Raw genomic sequence first — 23,857 nt, forward strand, 5'->3', positions numbered from 1 at the left:
ATATTTTCGTCCTCTGTCCGGCACTGCCATGGCAATCGTTTCGCTTCTTGCGGGTACGTCCGTGCTGGCGCAACCGACAGATCCGACACCCGCTTCTGCTCATCGTCCCTCAATCAGTCGCGGTCACTATCTGGCAATTGCTGCCGATTGTGCGGCCTGTCATACCAATGGGAGGACTGGTCAGTTTCTTGCCGGCGGTTATGCAATATCTTCGCCAATGGGAAATATTTATTCGACCAATATTACTCCGTCGAAGACCTATGGTATTGGGAACTATACGCTGGAGCAATTTTCTCAGGCGCTCCGGCACGGCATTCGTGCAGATGGTGCTCAGCTTTATCCAGCTATGCCTTATGATGCTTATAATCGACTGACAGATGAAGACGTCAAATCGCTCTACGTGTACATCATGACTGAAGTAAAACCCGTGGATGCGCCTTCGCCAAGAACGCAACTCCCTTTTCCTTTTTCGGTCCGTGCATCACTTGGTATCTGGAAAATTGCGGCAAGAATTGAAGGCAAACCTTATGTCTTCGATCACACCCATAATGATGATTGGAATCGTGGTCGTTATCTGGTCGATGAGCTCGCGCATTGTGGTGAGTGCCATACTCCTCGTAACTTCCTGCTTGCTCCCAATCAGTCCGCTTATCTTGCTGGAGCGGACATAGGATCATGGCGTGCGCCAAATATTACCAATGATCCTCAAAGTGGCATTGGTGGTTGGTCGGATCGGGATCTTTTTCAGTATCTGAAGACTGGAAAAACCCTACACGCCCGTGCGGCGGGGCCAATGGCAGAGGCAATCGAACATAGTCTGCAATATCTGCCAGACTCTGATATTTCTGCCATGATTACGTATCTGCGCTCAGTCCCAGCAAAAACAGAAGCGGGTCAGACGATCGCTAATTTTGCACATACCGGCCGACCGTCCAGTTATAGCGTCAGTGACGCCAATGCCCGTCGTAGTAACAGTACACTTTCAAACACGGCAGATGGGGCGGTTCTTTACGAAGCTGTATGTTCCAGTTGCCACCAGTCTGATGGCAAAGGATCTTCAGACGGCTATTACCCCTCCCTTATCGGCAATACGACCACTGGGCAGCTCAATCCGAACGATCTGATCGCCAGTATTCTTTACGGCGTGGATCGCACAACGGGTGATCACGAAATTCTAATGCCGGCCTTTGGACCGGACTCTTTGGTGCAACCTCTAACAGATGAACAAATAGCGGCAGTGGCCGATTACGTACTGAGCCATTTTGGCAATGCGCAGGCCACAGTCTCTGTCGATGCCGTCAAGCAGGTGCGCGCAGGTGGAAAACAGGTTCCGATCGCCAAACTTGCCAATCCAGGAATGATGTTCCTTCTCGGGGCTTGTGGCGTCTTGGGAGTTGTTTTGGTGATAGGTGGTCTCTGGTGGTTGATCAGCCGTCGCCAAAAGCGTTCCGCTTAATAGAATTCAAGGATAAAGCCATGTCTAGTGAAACGCTTTCGGCTGATGTTGTCATCGTTGGGGCCGGCATTTGCGGATCTTTACTCGCTCACAAACTTGTTCGGAACGGGCTTTCTGTTCTTCTGCTGGATGCAGGTCCTCGTCGTGATCGCGCACAGATCTTAGAGAATTGGCGGAATATGCCGCCTGACAACAAGTCCCAGTATGATTATGCAACGCCTTATCCAAGCGTACCGTGGGCACCGCATACCAATTATTTTCCGGATAACAATTACCTGATTGTCAAAGGTCCTGATCGGACCGCTTATAAGCAGGGAATTATCAAGGGTGTCGGCGGTACGACCTGGCACTGGGCTGCTTCAAGCTGGCGGTATCTTCCGAACGATTTCAAGTTGCATTCCACTTATGGTGTCGGACGTGATTACGCCATGAGCTATGACGAGCTTGAGCCCTATTATTACGAAGCTGAGTGCGAAATGGGTGTGATGGGACCAAATGGCGAAGAGATTACGCCTTCTGCTCCTCGTAAAAATCCATGGCCGATGACTTCCATGCCTTACGGATACGGAGATCGCACTTTCACGAAGATTGTCAGCAAACTTGGCCTGTCGAATACTCCCGTCCCACAGGCGCGTAATAGTCGGCCTTATGATGGTCGGCCGCAATGCTGTGGGAATAACAACTGCATGCCAATTTGCCCGATTGGTGCAATGTACAACGGCGTATATGCAGCAATAAAAGCAGAGAAGCTGGGGACAAAAATTATCCCCAATGCTGTCGTCTATGCGATGGAAACGGATGCAAAAAACAGGATTACAGCCATCCGATTCTATGATCCTGACAAGCAATCTCACCGCGTTGTCGCAAAAACGTTCGTGATTGCTGCAAATGGGATTGAAACTCCAAAATTGCTGCTTCTTGCTGCCAACGACCGAAATCCTAACGGTATTGCCAACTCTTCCGATCTTGTTGGTAGAAACATGATGGACCATCCAGGTATTGGCATGAGTTTTCAGTCAGCAGAGCCTATCTGGGCTGGTGGAGGTTCAGTCCAGATGAGTTCTATTACCAACTTTCGTGATGGCGATTTTCGTTCGGATTATGCTGCCACACAGATCGGATATAATAATACGGCTCAGAATTCTCGTGCCGGAATGAAGGCGCTGTCCATGGGGTTGGTTGGTCGGAAACTGGACGAAGAAATCCGGCGACGCACAGCCCATGGCGTGGATATTTATGCCAACCATGAAGTCCTTCCAGATCCTAATAACCGTCTTGTGCTTTCCAAGGATCATAAAGATGCTCTCGGCATCCCTCATCCTGAAGTGACGTATGATGTGGGGGAATATGTTCGTAAATCGGCTGCTATTTCGCGGCAACGTCTCATGGATATTGCCAAAGCAATGGGCGGAACCGAGATCGAGATGACTCCCTACTTCACGCCGAATAACCATATTACGGGCGGTACGATCATGGGGAAGGACCCACGTGATTCAGTTGTCGACCAATGGTTGCGCACCCATGACCACGCCAATCTGTTCCTTGCAACAGGTGCCGCAATGGCTGCGTCTGGGACGGTCAACTCAACGTTAACAATGGCTGCGCTGTCATTGCGTGCGGCAGATGCCATCCTCAACGATCTGAAACAGGGATAAGTATTTTGATTAAAAGAATGGGACGCCAGAGCATTGGCGCAATCCTCAGTATTCTCATTGCATCAGCGGGGCTGACAGGATTTGCTTCAGCAAAGGATTTAGCCGTGAACTTAGAAACATCAAATATTCTTATTGAGCAGGCCAAAAAATTGGCTACGGCCAGTCATAACCGTGTCGCTATTGCTATCGTGGATGCGGGGGGAAATCTTGTGGCGTTTCAGAAGATGGACGGCACACAACTTGGAAGTATCGAACTGGCGATCCGTAAAGCCAAGACCTCTCTTTCGTTCGCGCGCCCGACGGTCGAGATGGAACATGCTCTGAACAGTGGGAATTATATGATCAGTACTCTTCCCAATGCTTTGCCTGCAGGGGGGGGATATCCGATTATGGTGAACAATGAGCTTGTAGGAGCCCTTGGGCTCAGTGGGGGTGAAGGCGATACCGATGCTCGCCTTGCCCAGGCCGCTGTCAGCACGTTCCTGAAGCCCTCTAAGGCAAAGAGCTCTGAATGAAAATTCGCCGTCATATTCACAGGAAAAAACTGACGGTCTTTTTCCTGTGTGCGGTTTTCGGGATTATTGGCCCCGGCCGTTATGCGTTCGCACAGAGCGAAACGTCTCAGAACCTGTCGACACCCGAATCCTATAAATCCCGTGCTTTTGCCATGGAAGGTGTCGGCACGTTTACGGTGGGACCATTGGTTCCGTCTCTCTATGGAAATCCTCATCTTTTCGGAGACTGGGGCGGTGCACAGACATGGCTTACCAAACGCGGGCTGTATCTGAATGTCGCTCTTAACGAAGAATATATGGGGAATGTTACTGGTGGGCGCACACGAGACAACGTTCTGGCTGGTCAGGTCGCTGCAGAATTGGATGTGGACTGGCAACAACTTGCGGGTATCAAGGGGCTCTGGACACATCTTCTCGTGATTAACGGTCATGGACGGAGTTTTAGTCATACATTAGGGGATTCTGTAACGAATCCGGAACAAATATATGGTGCGCGTGGTAATGTCGTTGCTCATCTTGTTTCAATGTACATGGATAAATCCTTTTTGAATGATCGTATCATCCTGTCACTTGGAGATATTCCAACAGGAAGTTTTTTTGCTTTTGATTATGTTGCCTGCTCTTTTATGAATGTCTCGGTTTGCAGTAATTTTGCTCCCGGGAAATATGTCCCAGGCGGCCGAGACTGGCCCTCAGGAAATCTGGGTGGCGTATTGCGTCTGCGCCCGACAGAAGAGACTTACATTATGGGGGGCGTTTTCGCGGTTTCTCCCCATAGTTATAATGGTGGAATTTCCGGGTGGGCTATGGCTCAAAGCGGTCTGGGTAAGATCTCGTCGCAAATTGAAATCGGCTGGATGCCGTCTTTTGGTAAAAACAAGCTCCGAGGAAATTACAAAATCGGTGCTTGGTATGACAATTCGCGTTATCCTAATCTCTACGAAGATATTAATGGAAATTCGTTTCAGGCTACGGGTCTAGAGCGTCGCTATGAAGCTGGAATGACATCTGCCTGGTTCATGTTTGATCAGATGATTGTGCGTAACGGACCGGGTATTACAGATGGTCTGATCCTGTTGGGAGGGGTCGGATATGCTCAGGGCAATCTTGTTGCCATGCGTGATCATGAGTGGATAGGCGTCGTTGAGAGTGGAACGCCGTGGCATCGAAGTGGCGATCAGGCAGGTGTCATGTTTCAACATATGGATATGAGCCATACAGTTATGCTTCAGCAGGAATCCTCACGAACTCTTGGTCTTCCTTATCTGGATAATCAGTGGGGCCCTGTTTATGGGGTACAGCACTGGGAAAATGTTTATGAGGCATTTTACAGCACCCACATTATGCGTGGCACGACTTTACAAGCCGATTTTCAGTATCTCCAACGCCCAGGGGCTACTACGACATTTAAAGATGCAGCGGTTATTGGAGGGCAGTTAACATCCAATTTTTAGAGATAATCAATTTCTATAATTTATTAGAAATCCGCATTTTGTACCGCTTTATTCCTATTTAAGAGTCTGCGATTCGATTTAGAAAACAATGAATTATTAATCTGAATTATTGAAAAACCTGAATGTTGATTGGATTTGGGTGGAACTTTTATGAGTCATTCAACGTTATGGGCAAAAAGGGAAATATTTTCATGGCTATTGATATGTCTGAACATCAGAATTCTCATTCAATGATTAGTAGCGCATTAGCTACTCCTGAATTGCGTGCCGATCGTTGGATGGCTGTTCTTTATCTAGCCAGAAAATGGGAAAAAACAAAAAATCCATTAATTAAAGAACAGCTGTTGGTTTCGTTAAAGAATCTTGAAGAGATAGATTTTTATTTTGCTTATCCTGGATCGGTTTCTTTAAGTCGCTTAAATGACTATCTGCAGGAAAATGATGCAAAAGCATTTTTGCGGCTTTCACAGCGAATTTCCACAAATATAATTTCAAAAAAATTCCATCGAGATATTTCTGTTTGGGATACTGAAAACTATGAAGACGAGCCTCTCAACAGGTTACCGCAAGCCATATCGCGTATAAAGACAAAGCCGTATTTTGAAGTTTTAAGTGTTGTCCCACATGCGCGTTCACGTTGGGAGCATATCAAAGAAGAGACACGGGGTGTGCGGCGTCCTGAAGATGAATTTATTTATGAAACTATAGTTGTTGGAACTGCTGCAGATGCTCTTAAGGGAATTTTGTTGAATTCTGATATTGGTTCAGTTGTTTTATATGAAGGGTTTGAAAAAGGTCACAACAATCAAGACGGTTTTTTAAAAGTATTTAAGGAAATAATAGATTTTTCTTATATAGAAGAAGATGAATGCTTGTCTCTGGGATTGGCTCAGGCGATAAAGAAGATTCGACCAGAACTGGATATTTTTCTATTAAGTGATCAAAATGTTGAGGATTTTTCTGGAAAAAAAGAAAGCCTTATTTTTAATCGTATTTTCTACCAGATGGAAGAACCTTTAGAAATTCATCTTTCTATTATGGAGGCAATTCACTGTCGGTATAAAACTCCTTTTTTCGATAATCTTAAGCGATACGCAGAAAGACCAATAGCAACTTTTCATGCGCTGCCGATTGCGCGCGGCAAGTCTGTTTTCACTTCCAATTGGATTAGTGATATGGGCGAATTCTACGGACCAAACCTATTTCTTGCGGAAAGCTCTGCGACAACTGGTGGTTTGGATAGCTTGTTAGAGCCTACGGGTAATATAAAAGATGCCCAAGATATGGCCGCTAAGGCCTTTGGAGCTGATCGAGCATTTTTCGTAACAAATGGAACATCTACAAGTAATAAAATGGTCCTGCAAGCACTTTTAGTGCCTGGGGATATCGTTATTTTAGATAGAAACTGTCATAAATCACACCATTATGGATGTGTTTTGTCTGGAGCTCAGCCTTATTATGTCGAGGCTTTTCCCCTTGTAGAATATTCTATGTATGGAGGTGTTCCTCTCAAGACGATTAAACAAAGCCTATTAAAATTAAGGGGCCAAGGCGAACTTGATCGTGTAAAAATGGTCGATTTGACGAACTGTACATTTGATGGGCATGTTTATGATGTACGTCGCGTTATGGAGGAGTGTCTGGCAATTAAACCAGATTTGATTTTCCTATGGGATGAGGCTTGGTTTGGTTTTGCCCATTGGTCGCCTCTACTACGCCAACGTACTGCTATGGGGGCCGCTGCGGCTATCAGCGAAGCTTTAACTCAACCCGAAGCGTTGGCCGCCTGGGAAGATCAGCAGAAGCTACTTGGTGGAAATCCAAGCGATGAGATACTGCTTGAAACGCGGCTGGTACCTGATCCACGTGCGGTGAGCATCCGCGTTTATCAAACTAACTCCTTACACAAATCCATGTCGGCTTTGCGCCAAGGGTCGATTGTTTTAGTGAAAGATGTCAAATTCCAGCATGTCGAAGCGCAGTTTCATGAAGCTATCTTTACTCATGCGTCAACTAGTCCGAATTTACAAATCATAGCTTCTTTGGATGTTGCACGACGTCAGATGCAGCTAGAGGGATATGGTCTTGTTGCTAATGCGATGAGGGTTTCACTCGAAATTCGGAAGCAGATAAACAATCATCCTGTAATTTCTAAATATTTTAGGGTGTTAAATAATTCAGAAATGATTCCTGAAGAATTTAGGGAATCAGGTCTTTCTGAGTATAATGATCCAAACGTTGATTGGCATAAAGCTATTGAAGCAATAAAAGATGACGAATTCATTATTGATCCTAGTCGTATGACGTTATTTTGTGGAAATGCTGGTTTTGATGGGACTACATTCAAAAATATACTGGCAAGCAAATTCAATATACAACTTAATAAAACCTCAAGAAATAGTGTACTTCTCCAGTCAAATATAAATAATAATAGAAGTGATATTGCGATTCTTTTAAGTGTTTTAAATGAAATTTCAATAGATATTGAGAATAAATATAATGATGGTGGAGAGGAATATCAGAAAAAATTTCAAAATTCTGTTAAAGAATTAATATTTGATCTTCCAGAATTGCCAAATTTCAGCAGATTTGATGATTGCTACCGTAATAATCCGAAATCCGACACACTTCACGGGGATATCCGCCGCGCATTTTACGATGCTTATAATGAAGCGGAGTGTGAATACCTCCTGTTGAATAGTGCTGAAATTGATGAACGACTAAAGTCAGGTCCTATTCTCGTATCAGCTAATTTTGTTATCCCGTATCCTCCAGGATTTCCAATAATGGTTCCTGGACAAGTTATAACTCAAGAAATTGTTGGGTTTATGAGAAAATTAGATGTGAAGGAAATACACGGATTTGATAGAGATTTAGGTTTAAAAATATTGAATAAAAAATAGATTTAATCGGACCTACATTTAATTTTCCTAAACGCATTTTATGAAAGAAGGTACATTTCAGAATGATTTTTCATTGGATTGCAGAAACTCTACGCTCATCACCCGAGCTGGCTATCTTTTTGGCTTTGGCTATTGGCTTCTGGGTCGGTTCCCGAAAATTTGGAAGTTTTAGCCTTGGAGCCGTAACGGGAACATTGCTTGCTGGGGTATTAATTGGACAACTAGGCATCACGATATCACCGCAAATAAAATCAGTATTTTTCATTATGTTCTTATTTGCTGTTGGTTTTGGTGTTGGTCCACAATTTGTTCGAGGAATCGCGAATAATGGCTTACCTCAAGCAATATTCGCAGTTGTTATTGCCTCTCTATGTTTGGTTTGTGTCTATATCGCGGCAGTTTTTTCCGGGTATGGGCCGGGTATGGCAGAAGGTTTGTTGGCAGGATCCCAGACAATTTCGGCATCCATAGGTCTGGCAACGGATGCAATTAATCGTAGCGCTCTTTCAGCCGAACAAATTCAAGAACAATTAAATGCTATACCTGTTGCATATGCTGTAACTTATTTGTTTGGGACTGTTGGTACAGGTTGGATATTAGCATTTCTAGGGCCTAAGATTCTTAGAATTAATTTGGAAGAAGAGTGTCAGCGATATGAACGTGAAATGAATATCAAGCCTGTTAATGAAAATTATGAGACGGGCTGGCATCAACATATTATGCGTGCGTATCGTTTGAAAACTATAGGAAAATTTGCTGGCAAAAGTGTTTTTGCTGCAGAAAAGTCGGCACAAGATAGAATTTTCTTAGAAAATATTCGCCGTGATGGAAAAATAATATCTTTCGATGAAAATACTGTATTAGAGGTGGGAGACTGCGTTGCGGTATCAGGGTCACATGATGCTTTGGTATATTGGTCAAATCATGCTGAAGAGGTTTCCGATAGGGAGTTAATAAATATCCCTATTGAAACAGTAAATGTTGTAATTACAAACAAAAAATTAAATGGTCAGCGTTTAGGAAACTTGGCTGAATCTGATTATTCTCACGGCATATATATAAATAGCATTCATAGGGGGTCTATGGGTGTTGAAGTGCCTTTGTTGTCGGAAACGGATATATTCCGAGGTGATATTGTAAATGTTACTGGAACCAGAAGGAATATAGATAAATTACTTAATGAGGTTGGATATGCGGATCGGCCAACGGAAATAACAAGTATAGTTTTAGTTGGTTGTGGGATATTTATTGGTGGATTATTTGGGTCAATTATTCTTCCTATAGCAGGAGTGCCCATTACGGTTTCTGCTTCTGGAGGAGCTTTGATTGCTGGCCTTGTCTTAGGATGGCTTCGGAGTGTTACACCTAAGATTGGGAATATACCAAACTCTACAGTATGGTTCATGAACACGGTAGGTCTTAATATATTTATTGCTGTGGTTGGAATTTCAGCCGGTCCAACCTTTATTAAAGGTCTTCATGAAGCAGGCGTAAGCGTATTTTTATGGGGGCTTTTTGCTAGCGCAGTACCAATGCTTCTTGCTCCTCTGATAGGGAAATATATTTTTCGATTTGATCCAGCTATAAATCTCGGTTGTTGTGGAGGAGCGAGGACAAGTACAGCGTCTGTTGCTATGGTGGCAGATGTAGCTAAAAGTAACGTTCCGATGTTGGGATATACTGTTCCTTATGCTGTAAGTAATACATTGCTAACTATGTGGGGGTTGGTTATTGTTATTTTACTTTCTAGATAGATTATAATTTAATTTTTCTTCTTAATTGTTTGGTCCCGGGGTTTGATGGTTTAGGTTTCTGATGAATCTTTCTGGCTCTGAAGTCCATATTTTGCAGACATATTCGTAAGGCGTGAGTCCACTCACCGTTTTGAGCCTTCTCCCGAAGATGTAGGCTGCCATGAAGTCGTTGAGGTGGATCTTCAACTGCTCATGGCTGTCATCATGGAAGCGTTTGACGGTTGCTTCCATGATTGTCCGGTTCATCCGCTCAATCTGACCGTTCGTCCATGGATGATTGGGTTTCGTCAGACGATGTTCGATCCCGTTCTCGTCACAGACCCGATCGAAGATGTGGTGAAAAGCGTATTGGTGACGCGCCTAGTTGGTAAACTGGATGCCGTTGTCGGTCAGAGTCGTATGGATGATATAAGGAACGGCTTCGATCAGATTGCGCAGGAATTGCGCGGCAATCATTTTGCCAGCCTCCCGATGCAGTGACGACCAGGTCAAATGCGGGATCGTCGCCTGCAATGCGTAAAGGCAATCGTCCAGTGACAGCAGTGTGTGCCCACGGAACACCACGATGACGGCTTCTTCCTCGATTGACAGCACGGGCGAGGACGGTGAACGTGGCCCATAGTGCTTCCTTCCATTCCGGCGAGAAGAATGCACCATCAAACTCAGGGACTAAACAACTAGGCGGCTCCAGCGAATGAAACGATTATATAAAGTTTTGTGAGGGGGGAGGGGCATACGCTTTCGGGACGTCTTCCCACTGAAGAGCGTTGCAGATCACGTAAACGATTCCGCTCAGAACACGTCGGTTGTCCACACGTGAACCCCATGCGCCAACGGGAAAACGGCTTGATCCGTTCCATCTGGCGTTCAGAAAGTAAAAATAACTCACTCACAGGCCTACCCTTTATCGGTAAATCTGTGAATCACAACACACCGCTTAACTCAACGAATCAACAGGTCCCGAGCCTCGATTTCATAGCGCCTATTATCTATCCATTGCCTCCTATCAAAAAAAATCGTGCAGACGATGAATGAAATTCATACGATCATAATCTGCCATTGACTAAGCCGCGTTGACAAATTTAGTAGTAAACTCGCGTATTCGTGTCGTGACCGGGTCACGACGTGCTGACTTCACCTGTTTAAGGTTAATCCCGAACCAAAGTGGCCAACAACAACGCCGTCAAAATAGTTGCATGAGAGCAACCTGATGTAACTTATCAAGCCTGAAAAACTGTCCGAACCATGGGGTCCACCTCTGTGAATTGTGCACAGAGTCATTCAACAATAAAGATACGGAATTATAAAAGTCACCGTCTCAGACTGGCCCTCATAGGAGGCTGGATAACCGGCGCATCTGGATCTATCAAGAAACGTAGATTACTTTCGGTAGAATAATATTGGGTCAAATCACTTGGGGAGTGGACAACAAGATTTTTGCGTGATGTATTTTTATACGTATCATAAAACTGCGAAATCAAATCAGCACGATTTACAAATCTACGCCCCAACGAATTGATGCGCCAGTAGCCCGACCCACGATAGGGGAGGTTCCGCATTTCGGCCATCAGATTATCGATCGGTGTTGTATCATGCTCTTCTAGGGGATCTTCAATAATAACAGGGTTGATACTTCTGTAGATCACACCAGCATGTAGAAAAACTTTCTCAAGATATTCTGACATTAAGGAGAGAGAAGGGTGATTCATTGTAATGAATGCTGGGTAGCGCAAACAGGCCTGCTCCATGAGGGCCGCACCTGGAACATCGACGCTATTGCTCCCTTCGCGGCGAAACATTTCCGCCATACTGTTCTCCCATGCTTGCACGAGACCAAGTCGATTATAGTTTTCCCTGTTAAAACAACGAGCAGCATTTTCTTCGCTTTCTCCCCGTAGGAAGGCATCCAAAATAACAATGCTGTTAATAGCCGTAGGTTTATCCAGACGATTTCCAAAGCTGCCTATCATACAGCTATCGGGAAAAAGCCCTCGGAAATAGAAATTTGCAATAGTTTTGACTTTCGAACCAAAACGTTCACGCAGAGTTGTTTCGTTTGTGATCGAAAAAGACGCTGTTTGGGTAAAAATATAATCACAGTCTTCCAACTGCTCAACAAACCGCTCACGAACAGCCTCTTCACGGGTTTCGGGTCGTGAATAATCCAGAGCTACAACTTCAGCCCCGGCGACCATAAGGGGCGTTAAAGCACTGTAGGATTGTACCTGACAGTTCCCTAAAAAACCTATGCGACATGTCATGGATACAATTTCCCGTCAGAATCTGAAACAGCCAAGATAGAAGTCTGCACGCCCTTTCTGATTAGGCATGTCGAGAACCTGCGGGAAAAGTTCATCAGTCTCTTCGGATGAATAAAGGTCTTTTCGAGCAAAACTGATCTCAAGAGATTCCGGCAGAATAATATTCTGCACATTTACGAGATTACCGCAGTTATTCCCATGGACATGAAAAACAAAAAACTTCTCTGACAGCTTCTTAAAAACCCTTTCTGCTCGCGCACGGAATTCCGGCTCTGCAAGGTGCTCGCAATGGTGGAATTCTACAACAATCTGAGTGAACCGTTCAAGGATATCCAAGGAGGTTGTATCAAAAACCGACCATTCATCTCCCTCGATATCCATTTTCAGAATGATCGGGGTATTTTGAGGAATAGCGTTATCCGAAATTACATCCTGAAGGAGAATTCCCTCCTCTTCTTCATGGGCTGTAATACGCTGGGAGTAGAAATGAAAACGTTCATGCGACTGCGGTAATGCGCTAATAGTATGGTCGTACTGAAAGACCTCACAACCGCGTTCTGCAACAGCGAGGTCCCAGGAAACATCATCATTGATGCCCAGGGAAATTGCCACGCTTCCCGATGGAAAACTGTCAAGCATGACATAGCCGCCGTCGTAATCACGTCCAACACGGCATTTTTTGGCGTCTTTTGCTTTCCTTGGGGCAAGGAAGCGGAGAACATGGCGTATCTTCTCCGACCCTTCGGGCGTCGCGTTCCAGCTTGGAAAGACTGTTTCTTGGGCGCGCGCCAGACTTTCCAAAACCTCCAGCTTCTGATTTTGAGTTTCAGAAAGACGCGCTAACCTGTCGATCTGTTCCTGAACGATGGACGGTATGCTCTGCTCCATTGCAGGTACAATGATTCTAGCCAAGGCTTCTGTATTGGTGCTTTGCTCCAACAGCTTTTTCTGGGTATTTAGCAAATTGGTAATATCGCGATGCTGCTCGATCAGAAATTGAGTTGTTTCATCGCAGAACTCGTTTACGGAAGACATACCCGAAGTCATTTCACGGATAAGAGACTGCGGTATGATGATTTTCTTTCTCTCAAGAACATCCACTCTGTTTGAGAGTATATCCAATCTATCAAGAATAATTTTAAGAACGCTGAAAACATCGCGTGGAAAACTACGAATATTTTTTGCCATCTGAAACATGTTGAATCCTTATGCCCCTATTACGCCGGTCGTTATGCGGCGTCGATAGGCCGCGATAATCTTGTTTCTAACAGCCGCTCGCACATCTTCCTGAGTGATATCGAGAATACAGCTATGATTGTGGTTACAGTCTTTTAGCTGCAAAATATGGCAACTTGAACAGGGTGTGTGAACTCTCAGAACGGTGACGTCTTCCCCGACAGGTGCCCACATAGCGGTAGGATCAATGCCGGAAAAAATACTGACTGATGAAACTCCCATTCTCGCCGCCATATGGGTTAGGCCCGTGTCGTTGCCGATATACAAGTCAGCGCGAGTCAGCAGGTCCATGGATTCTCTTAAAGTCGTTTGACCAATAAACGACGCAAGAAAAGGTGTTCGGCTGGTTTCCAGAAGATAATCCGAATCTTCTTTCTGATCCGGGCCTCCCAAAAGAAAAACCGCTACTTTCATTTTGTTGCAGAGCCACGAAATCAAAGACTGATAACGACTCAGAGGCCAATTTTTTACTAAACGCCCGGAAGAAGTATTTATAGCGACAAGGATACGCCCCTGAGCAAATCCCAAATCGACAGCAGCAGGTTGCGCAAGGCGTTCCCTCAAGAGTCGACCGATATCTGGAGAGGTCCGAAACAGCCCGATAACACTATCAGCCAGTCTTTTCATCAGAAGGGTCTGGTGCATGCCCAAGTTCATGTCTGTTCCTAGAGGCATGGCATGTGGGAGCCACATGGTCATCATCTGATTTAATTTATGCGAACCTGAATCAAAGCCACATTTATAAGTTGCCTGAAGATGAGGAAACATGACCCGTGTATCGATATCGATACGCACATCCACAATAAGATCGAAAAATTTCTTTTCGAGGCCATTAAGGAGCTTAACGGAGAAAGGCGGCCTAGGTGTGTCTGCACGGGATTCGAAGAAATTTACAACATGGATTTCGTCAAAGAAATCCAGTGCCCGTGCAATTTCTACATTCCAGGGTCCGCAAGCTAATGTCAGATGCGCGTTAGGAAACGCCTGACGCATAGCAAGCATAGCATCAAGCGATAAAATGAAGTCACCTATGGCATCTGCCTTGACCAGCAAGATGCGCTCAAGAGGCACTTTTTTGTTAAATGCCTGATAGGCGGCCAGATCAGACCAACGCTCTGCAATACCGAATAGAGAACGACTGCCATTGCCATACTGCCAGTCATAAAAGTGCAATATATCATCTGAACGCATGGCGAGACAATCCTATTCTGAATTCCGTAGTGAAAAAATAGACAATGTGGCTTAACGATAAGGGTCTTCAGAATTGAGGTACGTCTTGATACAATGACTTACCGCTGTCTCCAAAGAAGTGGACAGCACAGGATAACCTGCCGCTCGCAAACGCTTTTGATCAGCTTTCGTATAATACTGGTAACGCTCACGCATTGCTTCGGGCATTTCAACAAAACGGATCCGTCTTTCCAGCCCCAGCGTATCGAAAATGGCATACATAAGATCTAGAAAGCTCCGCGCTTCGCCGCTCCCAAGATTGTAAAGAGCGACGCCCTGAGCGTGCTGCAGTAGCCATTCGATGGTACGGGTTATATCTAATACATAGACGAAGTCACGAAGCTGCTCCCCATCTTTGTAGTCAGGTTTGTAACTTTTGAACAGATTTACGATTTCACCATTGCGGATCAGAGGAAAATATTTGGAGACCAGACTCATCATTCCACCCTTGAACTGCTCATTGGGTCCAAAGACATTGAAAAATTTCAGCCCGATGCAGACAGGAGGCAATTTTTCTCCGTTCTCAAGACGGGTAGCGATAACCTGATCGAAGAGATGCTTGCTCCAGCCATAAAGGTTGAGAGGGCGTAGTTGGCGCAAATATGAGAGAGAAATATCATCATCGAAGCCATGGCTTCCATCGCCGTAAGTAGCAGCAGATGAGGCATAAATAAGCTTGACTTGATGCTCCGTGCACCAGTCAAGAAGTTTCAAGGAAAACCGAAAATTACTTTTCATGACCTCATCCCCATCCTGAGCCAGGGTGGATGAATTGGCGCCCATGTGAACAATGGCTTCGATGTCTGTGCGGCCCTGCAGCCATGACATTAGTTCGTCCGGAGGAATGACGTCTTGCACGATTCGTCGTCCAAGGGTTTGCCATTTTCCTTCAGATCCAAGTGTATCGCAGACGACAATTTTATTCTGACCAGATTCATTAAGAGATGCAACGATATTAGACCCAATAAACCCTGCGCCTCCGGTAACAACGATCATTTTATATTTCCTGCCCTATTAGAAATTAATCTATGTATAATTTAAGGAACCAAAAGCGGTTTATATACTGAAACCACTATAGCTAACACTCCTTTGATGCACGAATTTTTCTCTATCTTTTAGTACTTTCTGGCTTTGTTGCGAGCGTGTGGTACGGGAATTCCGCGTTTGACCTGAGTTTTTTTAGTCGTGCGCGATAAAAAAACCAAGGGTCACGCGGTATCGAACAACAAACTGGTCCCCTTATTAACGCAGTGTTGAAGAAGCATGACTGTCTGATAAAGAGTCCTTTTCTCTAGAAAAGACTCATTTTTTTACTATTATTTTTAGGATCAATACTATTTCATATAATTTTGTCTTTAAAAAGAATATTATATTCATTCATCTGACTTGAAAAATTCTCTGGAAGCACCATAAATATGATAAAGAGAACTGGCAGGCATATGGTCCACAGCTGCTTTCCCCTGTGCGTTTCGGCGGTCAAGCCATCCCCCCTGTAGGGATTCAGGGGCATAAGATGTAAAAAATGTGTGTGTCATGGTATCGAGTAGGCAGTTTTCTGCTGTGTCTGGGGTATTTGTTGTCGCCAACTTACTACGGCAGGCCAGAAGACGAATTAGTTCCGTCTGTGGCCAGATGCGGGTGCTGATATGTGTGACGGTCCCGTTATCTGTTATGCTGTCGCAAACCACATCGTGTATAATCCCGTGCTGTATACCCACAGCAAACAGACGTTCTGCCGTAGTATGCAGATTCTTATTATAGAATGCTGTTGGGTTCAAACGTATAGCTTCATTTAGGAGCCAAGACCATTCAAATAAATGTCCTGGTTCTACAGTATTATATCCAAATTCTTCACACGGGGTCCAGTTCGAGGCCAAAAACTCCAGCAGCATACCCGAGCGTGGGCTGATAAATTTATCCTGCGCTAGAGTAATAAGCTGCTGTGCCTTATCCATGTAAAATTGGTCTTTGGTTACTTCGAACAAAGCAAGATAAGCTTCCAGCAAATGCATATGTGGATTTTGTCGACGGATATTATCTATTGTTGGGACTGTATCTAGAAACCCTCCATTAGGAGCCTGAAAAATACTTTCTATTTCTGTTATTGTTTCATTTACGGTCTTTAGAAGTTTTGGGTTCCCGCTTAGACGATAGCTCCAAGCATAGGCAAACAAGATAAAAGCATGTGCATATAAGTCTCGTGTTGTTATGGAGGGGTATCCATCTGACCCTAAGGCGAAGACCCATCCGGGTTGGTCGTCGCTACGCCAATAACGCGTTTCTACTTCAGCTAGGCAGGTCAGGGCATCCTGAGAGGCATTAAAAACTCCGTCTAGAGAAGCGCGGCAAAAGGTCGCAATTTGTCTAGCCTGAACCATTAGGCGCAAATCTGATACGGCGATGGGGGTTGCGTCAAACGCTAAACGTTCATGGTACAGTCGTTTGATGCGGTCGTATCCTGCGGTGCTCCAAAGTGGTAGGGCCTTTTGCACCATCCAGTCTGTCCATTGGGTACTCTGTGTGGTGTCAAGAAAATGCTGTTTTTCTACCATAAGGTGTCTCATTTATCGCTCATCATGGTTTTCAGCGAGGCTTGATGTGACTGGATCACTTTTTTGACCAAATTACTGGTTGAACAGTCTTTCACCAAAGCGACTAGTTCTACTCGTCCACCAGCAGCCTTGACTACGTCTCCACCGACCACGGCGTCTTCGGTATAATCTGCACCCTTGACGAGTATGTCGGGTTTGAGTGCTTTGATTAGCTCCAGAGGTGTATCTTCATCAAAGATTACCACCATGTCCACTTCGCGCAGAGCACCAATCACCATGGCCCGTGCCTGTTCGTTTTGAAGCGGGCGGGTTGCTCCTTTGAGACGCCGTACGGAGGCATCGCTATTGATACCAACAACCAGTTTGTCGCCTTTTTGAGCCGCTGCACGCAGGAGAGAGATATGGCCCGGATGCATTAAATCAAAACAGCCATTAGTGAACACCACAGACGCACCATGCTGGCGCCATTTCTGCATCATGCGTAGTGCGTGAGAGAGAGAGGCAACCATGCCGGTATCGGTAATGTCTCCCATTAATTCATTGCTGAGTTCGGTATTGGAGACGACAGCCGTGCCAAGCTTGCTTACAGCAATGGAGGCTGCAACAGTCGCAATGACAACGGCTGTATCAATATCCTGACCGGCAGATAGTACACCAGCAACCGTAGCCAGAACGGTGTCTCCCGCACCGGAAACATCATACACTTCAGATTTACGGGCAGTCTCATGGCGAACATGACCGTTCCGCTGCCACAGGGTCATACCTTCTTCCGAGCGAGTAACCAGAACATCGCCTCCAAATTGCTCTGAAGCGATCTGAGCGGCCTTTTCAACTTCAGCGTTGCTGGTTAGCGGGAGACCTGTCGCCTGTGCCATTTCTGAACGGTTGGGTGTGATCAGGGAGGCGCCGTGATAGGCAGAAAAATTTCTACGTTTTGGATCAACAATGATTGGCACATTTATGGTCCGTGCATAGTCGATAACCGCACGTAAGACAAAATCGGACAGCACACCTTTGGCGTAGTCTGAACAGATCAAGAGATCTGCTGTTGCCAATGCCTTTTTTGTGGCGGCGATAAGACGGTGATTGGTGATTTGGGAAAAATCGATGATCGTTTCTTCATCAATGCGTACAATTTGCTGTTGTCCGCTGAGCACACGCGTTTTAGAAATGGTAGGCCAGCCGGATTCCACCACTAGTCCTTGTACATCAATGCTTGGCCAACTATTTAAGGTCTGACGCAGGACATCAGCTTGTTCATCCTCTCCTACAACTCCGATCAGATTGACCGCACAGCCCAAAGCCGCAGCGTTGACAGCAACATTGGCGGCCCCGCCGGGCACAACATTCAGACGTGTTTTGCGTAGGATCGGTACCGGCGCCTCTGGGGAAATACGCTCAACAGAGCCGAACACATATCTGTCTAACAGAAGGTCACCGATAACGACGATGCGTCCGAATTCAAAGTTTTCAATCATGAAAAATCACACATGCTGATGGGACCGTTGGGAGTAATGCTTTTTAAGAAGGAGAAAAGATTATCTCCTTTGAATAGATACCCTATTATGCCAGCTGCAGCGGCCGCCTGAATATCTGTTTCACGATCTCCAATTAAAAAAGAACGTGTCAGATCAAGGTTAAGCTCGCGCGCAGCGCGTTCAATCATTCCCGGATGAGGTTTGCGCTCATGATGATCTGCACGGTAGCGCTCCACTACAGCATTAGGGTAATACGGACAAAAGTAAAAGGCATCAATTCGAGCCCCAAAAGGGGCAAGGCTCTGGGTAATATGCTGGTTGAACAGCCTAACTGCTTCCTCGGTAAAAAGACCTCTGGCCACGCCAGACTGGTTACTGACAACTATTACCTGATACCCTGCTATATTTAGCGCTTTAATGGCTTCTGGCGCGCCTGGTATGAATCTGAATGTTTTGATGAGATGTGGATAACCAACATCAACATTAATCACGCCATCTCGGTCCAGGAAGGCCGCAGGGCGCTTGAGGGCTAATATAGTCTCGGTCATGCTGCTCCTTATGCCGTCACTCATAACGGCCTGGGCGTGCCGTTCGTTTTATTTCTATAAGTAAGGCTGTATCAGCATTGATAACGCACATACAAATCCTAGGCTCAGGACTCATTCTTTAAGATAGAAGATGAAGGTTGCTGCGATATGGATTGCGGACATGAAGATATGAGCGCAGCGGTCGTATCTGGTCGCAATACGTCGCCAGTCTTTGAGTTTCGCGAACATGTTTTCGATGAGGTGGCGCTTTTTATACAGATGCCAGTCGTAAGGCAGCTTTGATTTCCGGTTCTTTTTCGGGGGAATACAGGCAGTGATATTGCGTTCTGCAAGCGATAACCTGATCCGGTTGCTGTCATAGCCTCTGTCCCCGATGACTTCTTCTGTCTCTTCGGGGAGATCTGCCAGCAGCACGTCTGCGCCTTTGAAGTCACTGACTTGTCCTGCTGTCAGATAGAGGCGAACAGGCCTGCCCTGACTATCGCACACGGCATGGAGTTTTGAGTTCAGGCCGCCTTTTGTCCGTCCGATATGGCGGGGAAAAGCCCCTTTTTGAGTAGAGACGCCGCCGTTCTGTGTGCCTTGAGGTGTGTTGCATCGATCATCAGGCGCTTTGAACGGCCAGCCTGTTCTGTCAGGGCGACAAAGATCCGGTCGAAGACACCCAGGCGGCTCCAGCGAATAAAACGATTGTATAAAGTCTTGTGCGGGCCATACGCTTTCGGAGCGTCTTTCCACTGAAGCCCGTTGCGGATCACGTAAACGATTCCGCTCAAAACACGCCGGTCATCCACACGGGGCACTCCATGCGGCAGAGGAAAAAACGGCTCAATCCGCTCCATCTGGCGTTCAGACAGCAAAAATACGTCACTCACAGCCTTACCTCCATCGGTAAGCCTGTGAATCACAACGTCTCGCTCAGTTCAATATTTTAATAGGTCCTGAGCCTAGATATAGCCGGAAAGACAATGTGTGATATCATTAAACGCAATATTCCAGCTAGACACGCAAAATTTATTTATATCGTTCTAGGTAAAAACTGGTGTTTTCCCAAATATTCTTCAGGAATAAAATACACCTAAGAGCGTACTGACTGATAATTTTAGTAATGGACAGGGAAGGAAGAATATTAATTATCCTAACACTGTTAACAACGCAGGTGAAATATTATTAAATGACGGACCCATTACTTTCCCAAACCAGGTCACGTTGACAAAGGGTTCATACGATCTGCTTGAAATTTGATTCACTTTATGGTTGTGGGATAATAACCGGCACAGAGAACAGGTATGGTACGAGGTGATGTGACGGATCAGGAATGGGCGATGATTGGTCCGCTTCTGGCCGCTTGAGCGCGACCGTTGGGCCCAACAGGGTGTGTGGGATGCCCCGCTGCAAACCCTTGTAAACTTGTTCCTGACTGATGACTAGCAACATATACTAAACAACACCTTGGTTCGTGTTCATTTACAGGCCGCTAGCGCAAAAAAAGGGGGGGGAGGGACTCATGCGGAGGCTTTCGGTCGGTCACGCAGTGGCTTCCGCCAGTTCCTGCTGATCCACGAGATCCTTTCTGGGTATTCCCTCATGAAAAGGTCGCAGCGTTCCACAGAAAACAGACTGGCAACATTATAGGAACCACAACCGCCTCAAGCAGATGCGTCCTATCGCGACCTGCTACGACAGGACCGTCTTGTTCCTCATTAGTTTTCTCAACCTCGCCACCGCAAAATTCTGATTCAGGTCTTTTGTCAACATGGCCTCGGGAGGTTTTTGAGCAGTTTATTTATTTACGGGAATGGTTACAATGGCGCTTGAGGGTTGAGTTGTTTTTGATAGCTCTAAAAGCATTTGAGCGATAGTAAAAGCCAATTTGCTCTTAAAATCTTTTTTATCAATCCAATAATAATAGTTATCGTATATGATTGACACGAATGGATTTTCCGGAATTTTCTTACTATATTTTACATTTATTATAGAATTTTCTGAATTTATAAAATTTTCGCTTTGTTTTTTTTCTGTTCCACCAGAGGACAATTCGTCTTCAGGAATATCTATTTGATAAGCAATTTGTCCCAATATTGATAACATGCTTCGAGATAAGATATTGATCTCACCTGGTTTTGGGTTACCTACACCATAGACTACTTCCATGCGCTTATATTCTGGAGAAAAGTTCAATAATTTTTTGGTTGTTTCTGTGATTTTTTCTAAATTTGGATTTTGTGTTGGATATATGCTTAAAAATACATGGCTTGTCTCGAAAGTTTTTCCTTTAATTTCCGGAGATTGCTGAAGCTGGATTCCGAGCAAACCTGAGGCTTGAAGTAATCTTAAATTGTGTATTAATTCAAAAAATTCTTCAGTATTGTAGTTAGTGCTACTATCCATATCGCCGGAGTTTTTTGAGAATGGTCTATTATTGCTCATAGAATTAATCGATTGAGCTGAAAGCTGTAGAAGGATATCAATAGGCAGCCCTCCCATTGCTAGAGGTAATAAACTCGCAGGAGGAAGGGGGCGCAGAAAGCTGTGAGCGTAAGCGTCTCCCGTTACAGGTTGAAAAGTAAAGGTTGGATTTTGTTGTAACTGCGCAGCTATTCCTCCATTGGGGCGGATAGGGAATGTATCTGAAGCAACTCCCAGAAAAGCGCTTTGCTGGAACTGATACCCTGAAATCAATTGTGTGGTGTCTAAAAGACCGGGAGTGTCAGCGTACCGGAGCCTGACGAGGTTTTGGAGGGTTTGTCTTTTGTTTGATTCTATAATTGATATGGAATATTCGTCCTGATCTTTACCAAGTCTCTGTGATCCTATACTGTAGCATCCACTAAGTATTAAGCTTGAAGAGAGGAAAATAATTTTTCTTATATTTTTCATGATATAATTCCGCAATATTATCAAAAGGTATATTTCATATAATATCATTCTTACTATGAAATACATATGAATATAATTTATTTGTCAAGTAGCGTTTTTTTTTGAATTCGATTGTAAATATTTCACGAGGTTTCTTTGATTTTCTCAGGTCGAAAACTGATAACGCGTGATAGAGAATATTGGTTGGGTTGGTTTTCAAGATTTCATGCTTTTTTCCCGCAATGAAGGCCGATAGTTTTATCCATGACGTCTGATTGAAAAAACATGCTCCGTATAAAATCGAATGATCGATGCTCGTCATTCGGTCGGACAGGGGGTTTTTGTTTTTATGATCCTCTGAATAAGATCCGAAATGTTGTAGGATTAGCAATCCTAGAGAAGGCATTGAAATGGTCTTAGAGCCTAATCAGATGAGAAAGATTTTTCTCAAAAATTCATTTCCTTATGTGAAATTCCCTCTCAATTAAGGCAAAAAAGGCCGATCCCAGAGAACCGTCCTAATTAAGGGGATGTGTGTGGATATGATTTTCTTTTATGCGTTTTCTTCGGTAATCTTCTTTTTTTCAGGAAGGTTTGGAAAATGGCTATTAAAGATCCCGTGGTCATCGAACATCTCAACACGCAGCTTACGAATGAACTGACGGCAATTAATCAATATTTTCTTCATGCCAGAACGCTAAGACATTGGGGCGTGACGCATTTGGGGAAAAAAGAGTATGACGAATCCATTGAAGAAATGCGTCATGCGGACTGGTTGATCGAACGAATTCTATTTTTGGGTGGGCTGCCGAATGTGCAGCGTCTGAACTCGATTCTGATTGGTCAGACGGTTCAGGAAATTCTGGAATGTGATCAGAAGCTTGAAGAAAAGGCCATCCAGGACCTGCGGGAAGGCATTGCTTATTGTGAGAGTGTTCGGGATTACGTCTCGCGTGACCTACTTCTGAAAATTCTCGTTAATGAAGAAGAGCATGAAGATTTCATTGATCGTCAGTTTGATCTGATCAAGCAAATCGGGATTGAACGCTACATCCAGAAAAATTCTGCTGCGGCACCTGACCAGGATTGAGTAAGCACTTTATTTAAAACAGCCCGGCATTGTCCGGGTTGTTTTTTATGCGGCGCTCAGATGTGCTTGTTCAGATTGAGCTTTCTGCATGGCAGATCTTAATAGACAGACAATGCCGGGGACACAGTTACCGCATTTTGCTGTGCACTTTCGTGCTGAGTAGATTTCTGCTGGCCGAGACGCTCCGTTGTGAATTGCGATTTCAATGTCTTGATGGGACAGCGCATTGCATGAGCAGACGATCATGGAAAAACAGACTTTCGTTCACGGAGATCGGTCTGCAAAATCTACCTTAAATGCAAATGGTTCGCAAATGCATTTTATTTTCATTTGATATCAGGGAGAATCCTGACTGATCCAGCGTTGAACGACAGGGCGGATTGCGAAATTACTCTGGATGCGGACGACGCCTGGAAGTCGTGAGAGTTCTTCCTTGTGAATGCGCTCATAGTCGGCAAGGTCCCGGGCCGCTACGTGGAGGAGGTAATCGGCTTCTCCTGTCATGAGATAGCATTCTCTTACATCCGGGCATTCCCGGATACGGGCTTCGAAGCGGCGAAGTGTTTCGTCTGTTAGTCGTTCGAGTGTGATCTGTACGATAACAGTTGTCAGCTTCTGGGCTGAACGTTCGTCGATGACGGCGCGGTAGCCTCGGATAATGCCGCGTTCTTCCAGCAGGCGCACGCGTCTTAGGCAGGCGGATGGAGAAAGTCCGACACGTTGTGCCAGATCGGCGTTGCTGAGGCGTCCATCGTGCTGGAGGATTCGGAGGATGGATTCGGTGGTGCGGTCGAAGATCATGATAGAATTATCGGTCTATTTTCGCATTTTTGATCATGTTTTTTTCGGTAATTGAAAGATTATAC

Annotated in this window: 18 protein-coding genes and 2 pseudogenes; 7 read left to right on the top strand and 13 right to left on the bottom strand. The window is 45.1% G+C overall.

All coding sequences use genetic code 11. The features are described from left to right. Nucleotides 1-28 precede the first annotated feature (28 nt). The 6 genes from ABDK74_RS09570 (at nt 29) to aspT (ending at nt 9,737) form a co-directional block, all read left to right on the top strand. Nucleotides 29-1,456, top strand: a complete 1,428-nt coding sequence (locus ABDK74_RS09570) for a cytochrome c (RefSeq protein ID WP_346003618.1) — start codon at nt 29-31, stop codon at nt 1,454-1,456. 20 nt (nt 1,457-1,476) lie between these two features. Continuing rightward, nucleotides 1,477-3,111: a GMC family oxidoreductase gene (locus ABDK74_RS09575; RefSeq protein WP_346004200.1), complete on the top strand. Its 1,635-nt coding sequence runs from the start codon at nt 1,477-1,479 to the stop codon at nt 3,109-3,111. A gap of 17 nt (nt 3,112-3,128) precedes the next feature. Further along, on the top strand, nt 3,129-3,626 hold the full coding sequence (locus tag ABDK74_RS09580) for a heme-binding protein (protein ID WP_346003619.1): 498 nt from the start codon (nt 3,129-3,131) through the stop codon (nt 3,624-3,626). After that, complete coding sequence (locus ABDK74_RS09585; protein WP_346003620.1) at nt 3,623-5,080, top strand: carbohydrate porin; 1,458 nt, start codon at nt 3,623-3,625, stop codon at nt 5,078-5,080. Before ABDK74_RS09580 ends, ABDK74_RS09585 begins: the two co-directional genes overlap by 4 nt. A 122-nt stretch (nt 5,081-5,202) precedes the next feature. Further along, entirely contained in the window at nt 5,203-7,983 is a 2,781-nt protein-coding gene (locus ABDK74_RS09590; protein WP_346003621.1) for an ornithine decarboxylase, read from the top strand. A gap of 62 nt (nt 7,984-8,045) precedes the next feature. Beyond that, nucleotides 8,046-9,737, top strand: a complete 1,692-nt coding sequence (aspT, locus tag ABDK74_RS09595) for an aspartate-alanine antiporter (protein WP_346003622.1) — start codon at nt 8,046-8,048, stop codon at nt 9,735-9,737. A 21-nt stretch (nt 9,738-9,758) separates the two neighbouring features. On the opposite strand, the pseudogene ABDK74_RS09600 reads toward aspT, so the two are convergent. The 11 genes and pseudogenes from ABDK74_RS09600 to ABDK74_RS09650 all read right to left on the bottom strand — a co-directional run. Further along, a pseudogene (locus ABDK74_RS09600) lies at nt 9,759-10,355 on the bottom strand (integrase core domain-containing protein); the annotation flags it as partial. A 54-nt stretch (nt 10,356-10,409) separates the two neighbouring features. Then, nucleotides 10,410-10,630, bottom strand: a pseudogene (locus ABDK74_RS09605) (transposase); the annotation flags it as partial. 417 nt (nt 10,631-11,047) lie between these two features. Continuing rightward, nucleotides 11,048-11,998 (bottom strand): WcbI family polysaccharide biosynthesis putative acetyltransferase, encoded by a 951-nt coding sequence (locus ABDK74_RS09610; protein WP_346003623.1) that lies wholly within the window; start codon nt 11,996-11,998, stop codon nt 11,048-11,050. A 15-nt stretch (nt 11,999-12,013) separates the two neighbouring features. Then, nucleotides 12,014-13,195, bottom strand: a complete 1,182-nt coding sequence (locus ABDK74_RS09615; protein WP_346003624.1) for a hypothetical protein — start codon at nt 13,193-13,195, stop codon at nt 12,014-12,016. A gap of 9 nt (nt 13,196-13,204) precedes the next feature. After that, nucleotides 13,205-14,425, bottom strand: coding sequence for a glycosyltransferase family 9 protein (locus ABDK74_RS09620; RefSeq protein WP_346003625.1), 1,221 nt, complete (start codon nt 14,423-14,425; stop codon nt 13,205-13,207). A gap of 51 nt (nt 14,426-14,476) precedes the next feature. Further along, nucleotides 14,477-15,460, bottom strand: a complete 984-nt coding sequence (rfaD, locus tag ABDK74_RS09625) for an ADP-glyceromanno-heptose 6-epimerase (RefSeq protein ID WP_346003626.1) — start codon at nt 15,458-15,460, stop codon at nt 14,477-14,479. Between the two features lie 377 nt (nt 15,461-15,837). After that, nucleotides 15,838-17,016: an AGE family epimerase/isomerase gene (locus tag ABDK74_RS09630; RefSeq protein WP_346003627.1), complete on the bottom strand. Its 1,179-nt coding sequence runs from the start codon at nt 17,014-17,016 to the stop codon at nt 15,838-15,840. A gap of 8 nt (nt 17,017-17,024) precedes the next feature. Further along, nucleotides 17,025-18,494: a D-glycero-beta-D-manno-heptose-7-phosphate kinase gene (rfaE1, locus tag ABDK74_RS09635; protein WP_346003628.1), complete on the bottom strand. Its 1,470-nt coding sequence runs from the start codon at nt 18,492-18,494 to the stop codon at nt 17,025-17,027. Beyond that, a complete protein-coding gene (locus ABDK74_RS09640) occupies nt 18,491-19,042 on the bottom strand; it encodes an HAD family hydrolase (protein ID WP_346003629.1) in 552 nt (183 codons plus the stop codon). Before ABDK74_RS09640 ends, rfaE1 begins: the two co-directional genes overlap by 4 nt. A 111-nt stretch (nt 19,043-19,153) precedes the next feature. Then, nucleotides 19,154-19,917 (bottom strand): IS5 family transposase gene (locus tag ABDK74_RS09645; protein ID WP_346002506.1). Its coding sequence is split into 2 segments (ribosomal slippage): nt 19,154-19,584 and nt 19,584-19,917, totalling 765 coding nucleotides; the frame shifts between segments, so codons are not numbered across the junction. A gap of 907 nt (nt 19,918-20,824) precedes the next feature. Continuing rightward, nucleotides 20,825-21,922 (bottom strand): hypothetical protein, encoded by a 1,098-nt coding sequence (locus ABDK74_RS09650; RefSeq protein ID WP_346003630.1) that lies wholly within the window; start codon nt 21,920-21,922, stop codon nt 20,825-20,827. 580 nt (nt 21,923-22,502) lie between these two features. Here ABDK74_RS09650 and bfr point away from each other — a divergent pair. Further along, nucleotides 22,503-22,991, top strand: coding sequence for a bacterioferritin (gene bfr, locus ABDK74_RS09655; RefSeq protein WP_194255803.1), 489 nt, complete (start codon nt 22,503-22,505; stop codon nt 22,989-22,991). A 45-nt stretch (nt 22,992-23,036) separates the two neighbouring features. Here the strand turns inward: bfr and ABDK74_RS09660 are convergent, their stop codons facing one another. Further along, a complete protein-coding gene (locus ABDK74_RS09660) occupies nt 23,037-23,237 on the bottom strand; it encodes a (2Fe-2S)-binding protein (protein WP_346003631.1) in 201 nt (66 codons plus the stop codon). A 90-nt stretch (nt 23,238-23,327) separates the two neighbouring features. Further along, on the bottom strand, nt 23,328-23,792 hold the full coding sequence (locus ABDK74_RS09665; protein WP_194255787.1) for an Lrp/AsnC family transcriptional regulator: 465 nt from the start codon (nt 23,790-23,792) through the stop codon (nt 23,328-23,330). Between the last annotated feature and the right edge of the window lie 65 nt (nt 23,793-23,857).

It is taken from the genome of Gluconobacter sp. OJB, from assembly GCF_039638275.1.
Lineage (GTDB): Bacteria > Pseudomonadota > Alphaproteobacteria > Acetobacterales > Acetobacteraceae > Gluconobacter > Gluconobacter cerevisiae.

Coding starts and splice junctions, on each gene's coding strand:
- ABDK74_RS09570 (WP_346003618.1), top strand. CDS start 29: ATGGCAATCGTTTCGCTTCTTGCGGGTACGTCCGTGCTGGCGCAACCG.
- ABDK74_RS09575 (WP_346004200.1), top strand. CDS start 1,477: ATGTCTAGTGAAACGCTTTCGGCTGATGTTGTCATCGTTGGGGCCGGC.
- ABDK74_RS09580 (WP_346003619.1), top strand. CDS start 3,129: ATGGGACGCCAGAGCATTGGCGCAATCCTCAGTATTCTCATTGCATCA.
- ABDK74_RS09585 (WP_346003620.1), top strand. CDS start 3,623: ATGAAAATTCGCCGTCATATTCACAGGAAAAAACTGACGGTCTTTTTC.
- ABDK74_RS09590 (WP_346003621.1), top strand. CDS start 5,203: ATGTTGATTGGATTTGGGTGGAACTTTTATGAGTCATTCAACGTTATG.
- aspT (WP_346003622.1), top strand. CDS start 8,046: ATGATTTTTCATTGGATTGCAGAAACTCTACGCTCATCACCCGAGCTG.
- ABDK74_RS09610 (WP_346003623.1), bottom strand. CDS start 11,998: ATGACATGTCGCATAGGTTTTTTAGGGAACTGTCAGGTACAATCCTAC.
- ABDK74_RS09615 (WP_346003624.1), bottom strand. CDS start 13,195: ATGTTTCAGATGGCAAAAAATATTCGTAGTTTTCCACGCGATGTTTTC.
- ABDK74_RS09620 (WP_346003625.1), bottom strand. CDS start 14,425: ATGCGTTCAGATGATATATTGCACTTTTATGACTGGCAGTATGGCAAT.
- rfaD (WP_346003626.1), bottom strand. CDS start 15,460: ATGATCGTTGTTACCGGAGGCGCAGGGTTTATTGGGTCTAATATCGTT.
- ABDK74_RS09630 (WP_346003627.1), bottom strand. CDS start 17,016: ATGGTAGAAAAACAGCATTTTCTTGACACCACACAGAGTACCCAATGG.
- rfaE1 (WP_346003628.1), bottom strand. CDS start 18,494: ATGATTGAAAACTTTGAATTCGGACGCATCGTCGTTATCGGTGACCTT.
- ABDK74_RS09640 (WP_346003629.1), bottom strand. CDS start 19,042: ATGACCGAGACTATATTAGCCCTCAAGCGCCCTGCGGCCTTCCTGGAC.
- ABDK74_RS09650 (WP_346003630.1), bottom strand. CDS start 21,922: ATGAAAAATATAAGAAAAATTATTTTCCTCTCTTCAAGCTTAATACTT.
- bfr (WP_194255803.1), top strand. CDS start 22,503: ATGGCTATTAAAGATCCCGTGGTCATCGAACATCTCAACACGCAGCTT.
- ABDK74_RS09660 (WP_346003631.1), bottom strand. CDS start 23,237: ATGATCGTCTGCTCATGCAATGCGCTGTCCCATCAAGACATTGAAATC.
- ABDK74_RS09665 (WP_194255787.1), bottom strand. CDS start 23,792: ATGATCTTCGACCGCACCACCGAATCCATCCTCCGAATCCTCCAGCAC.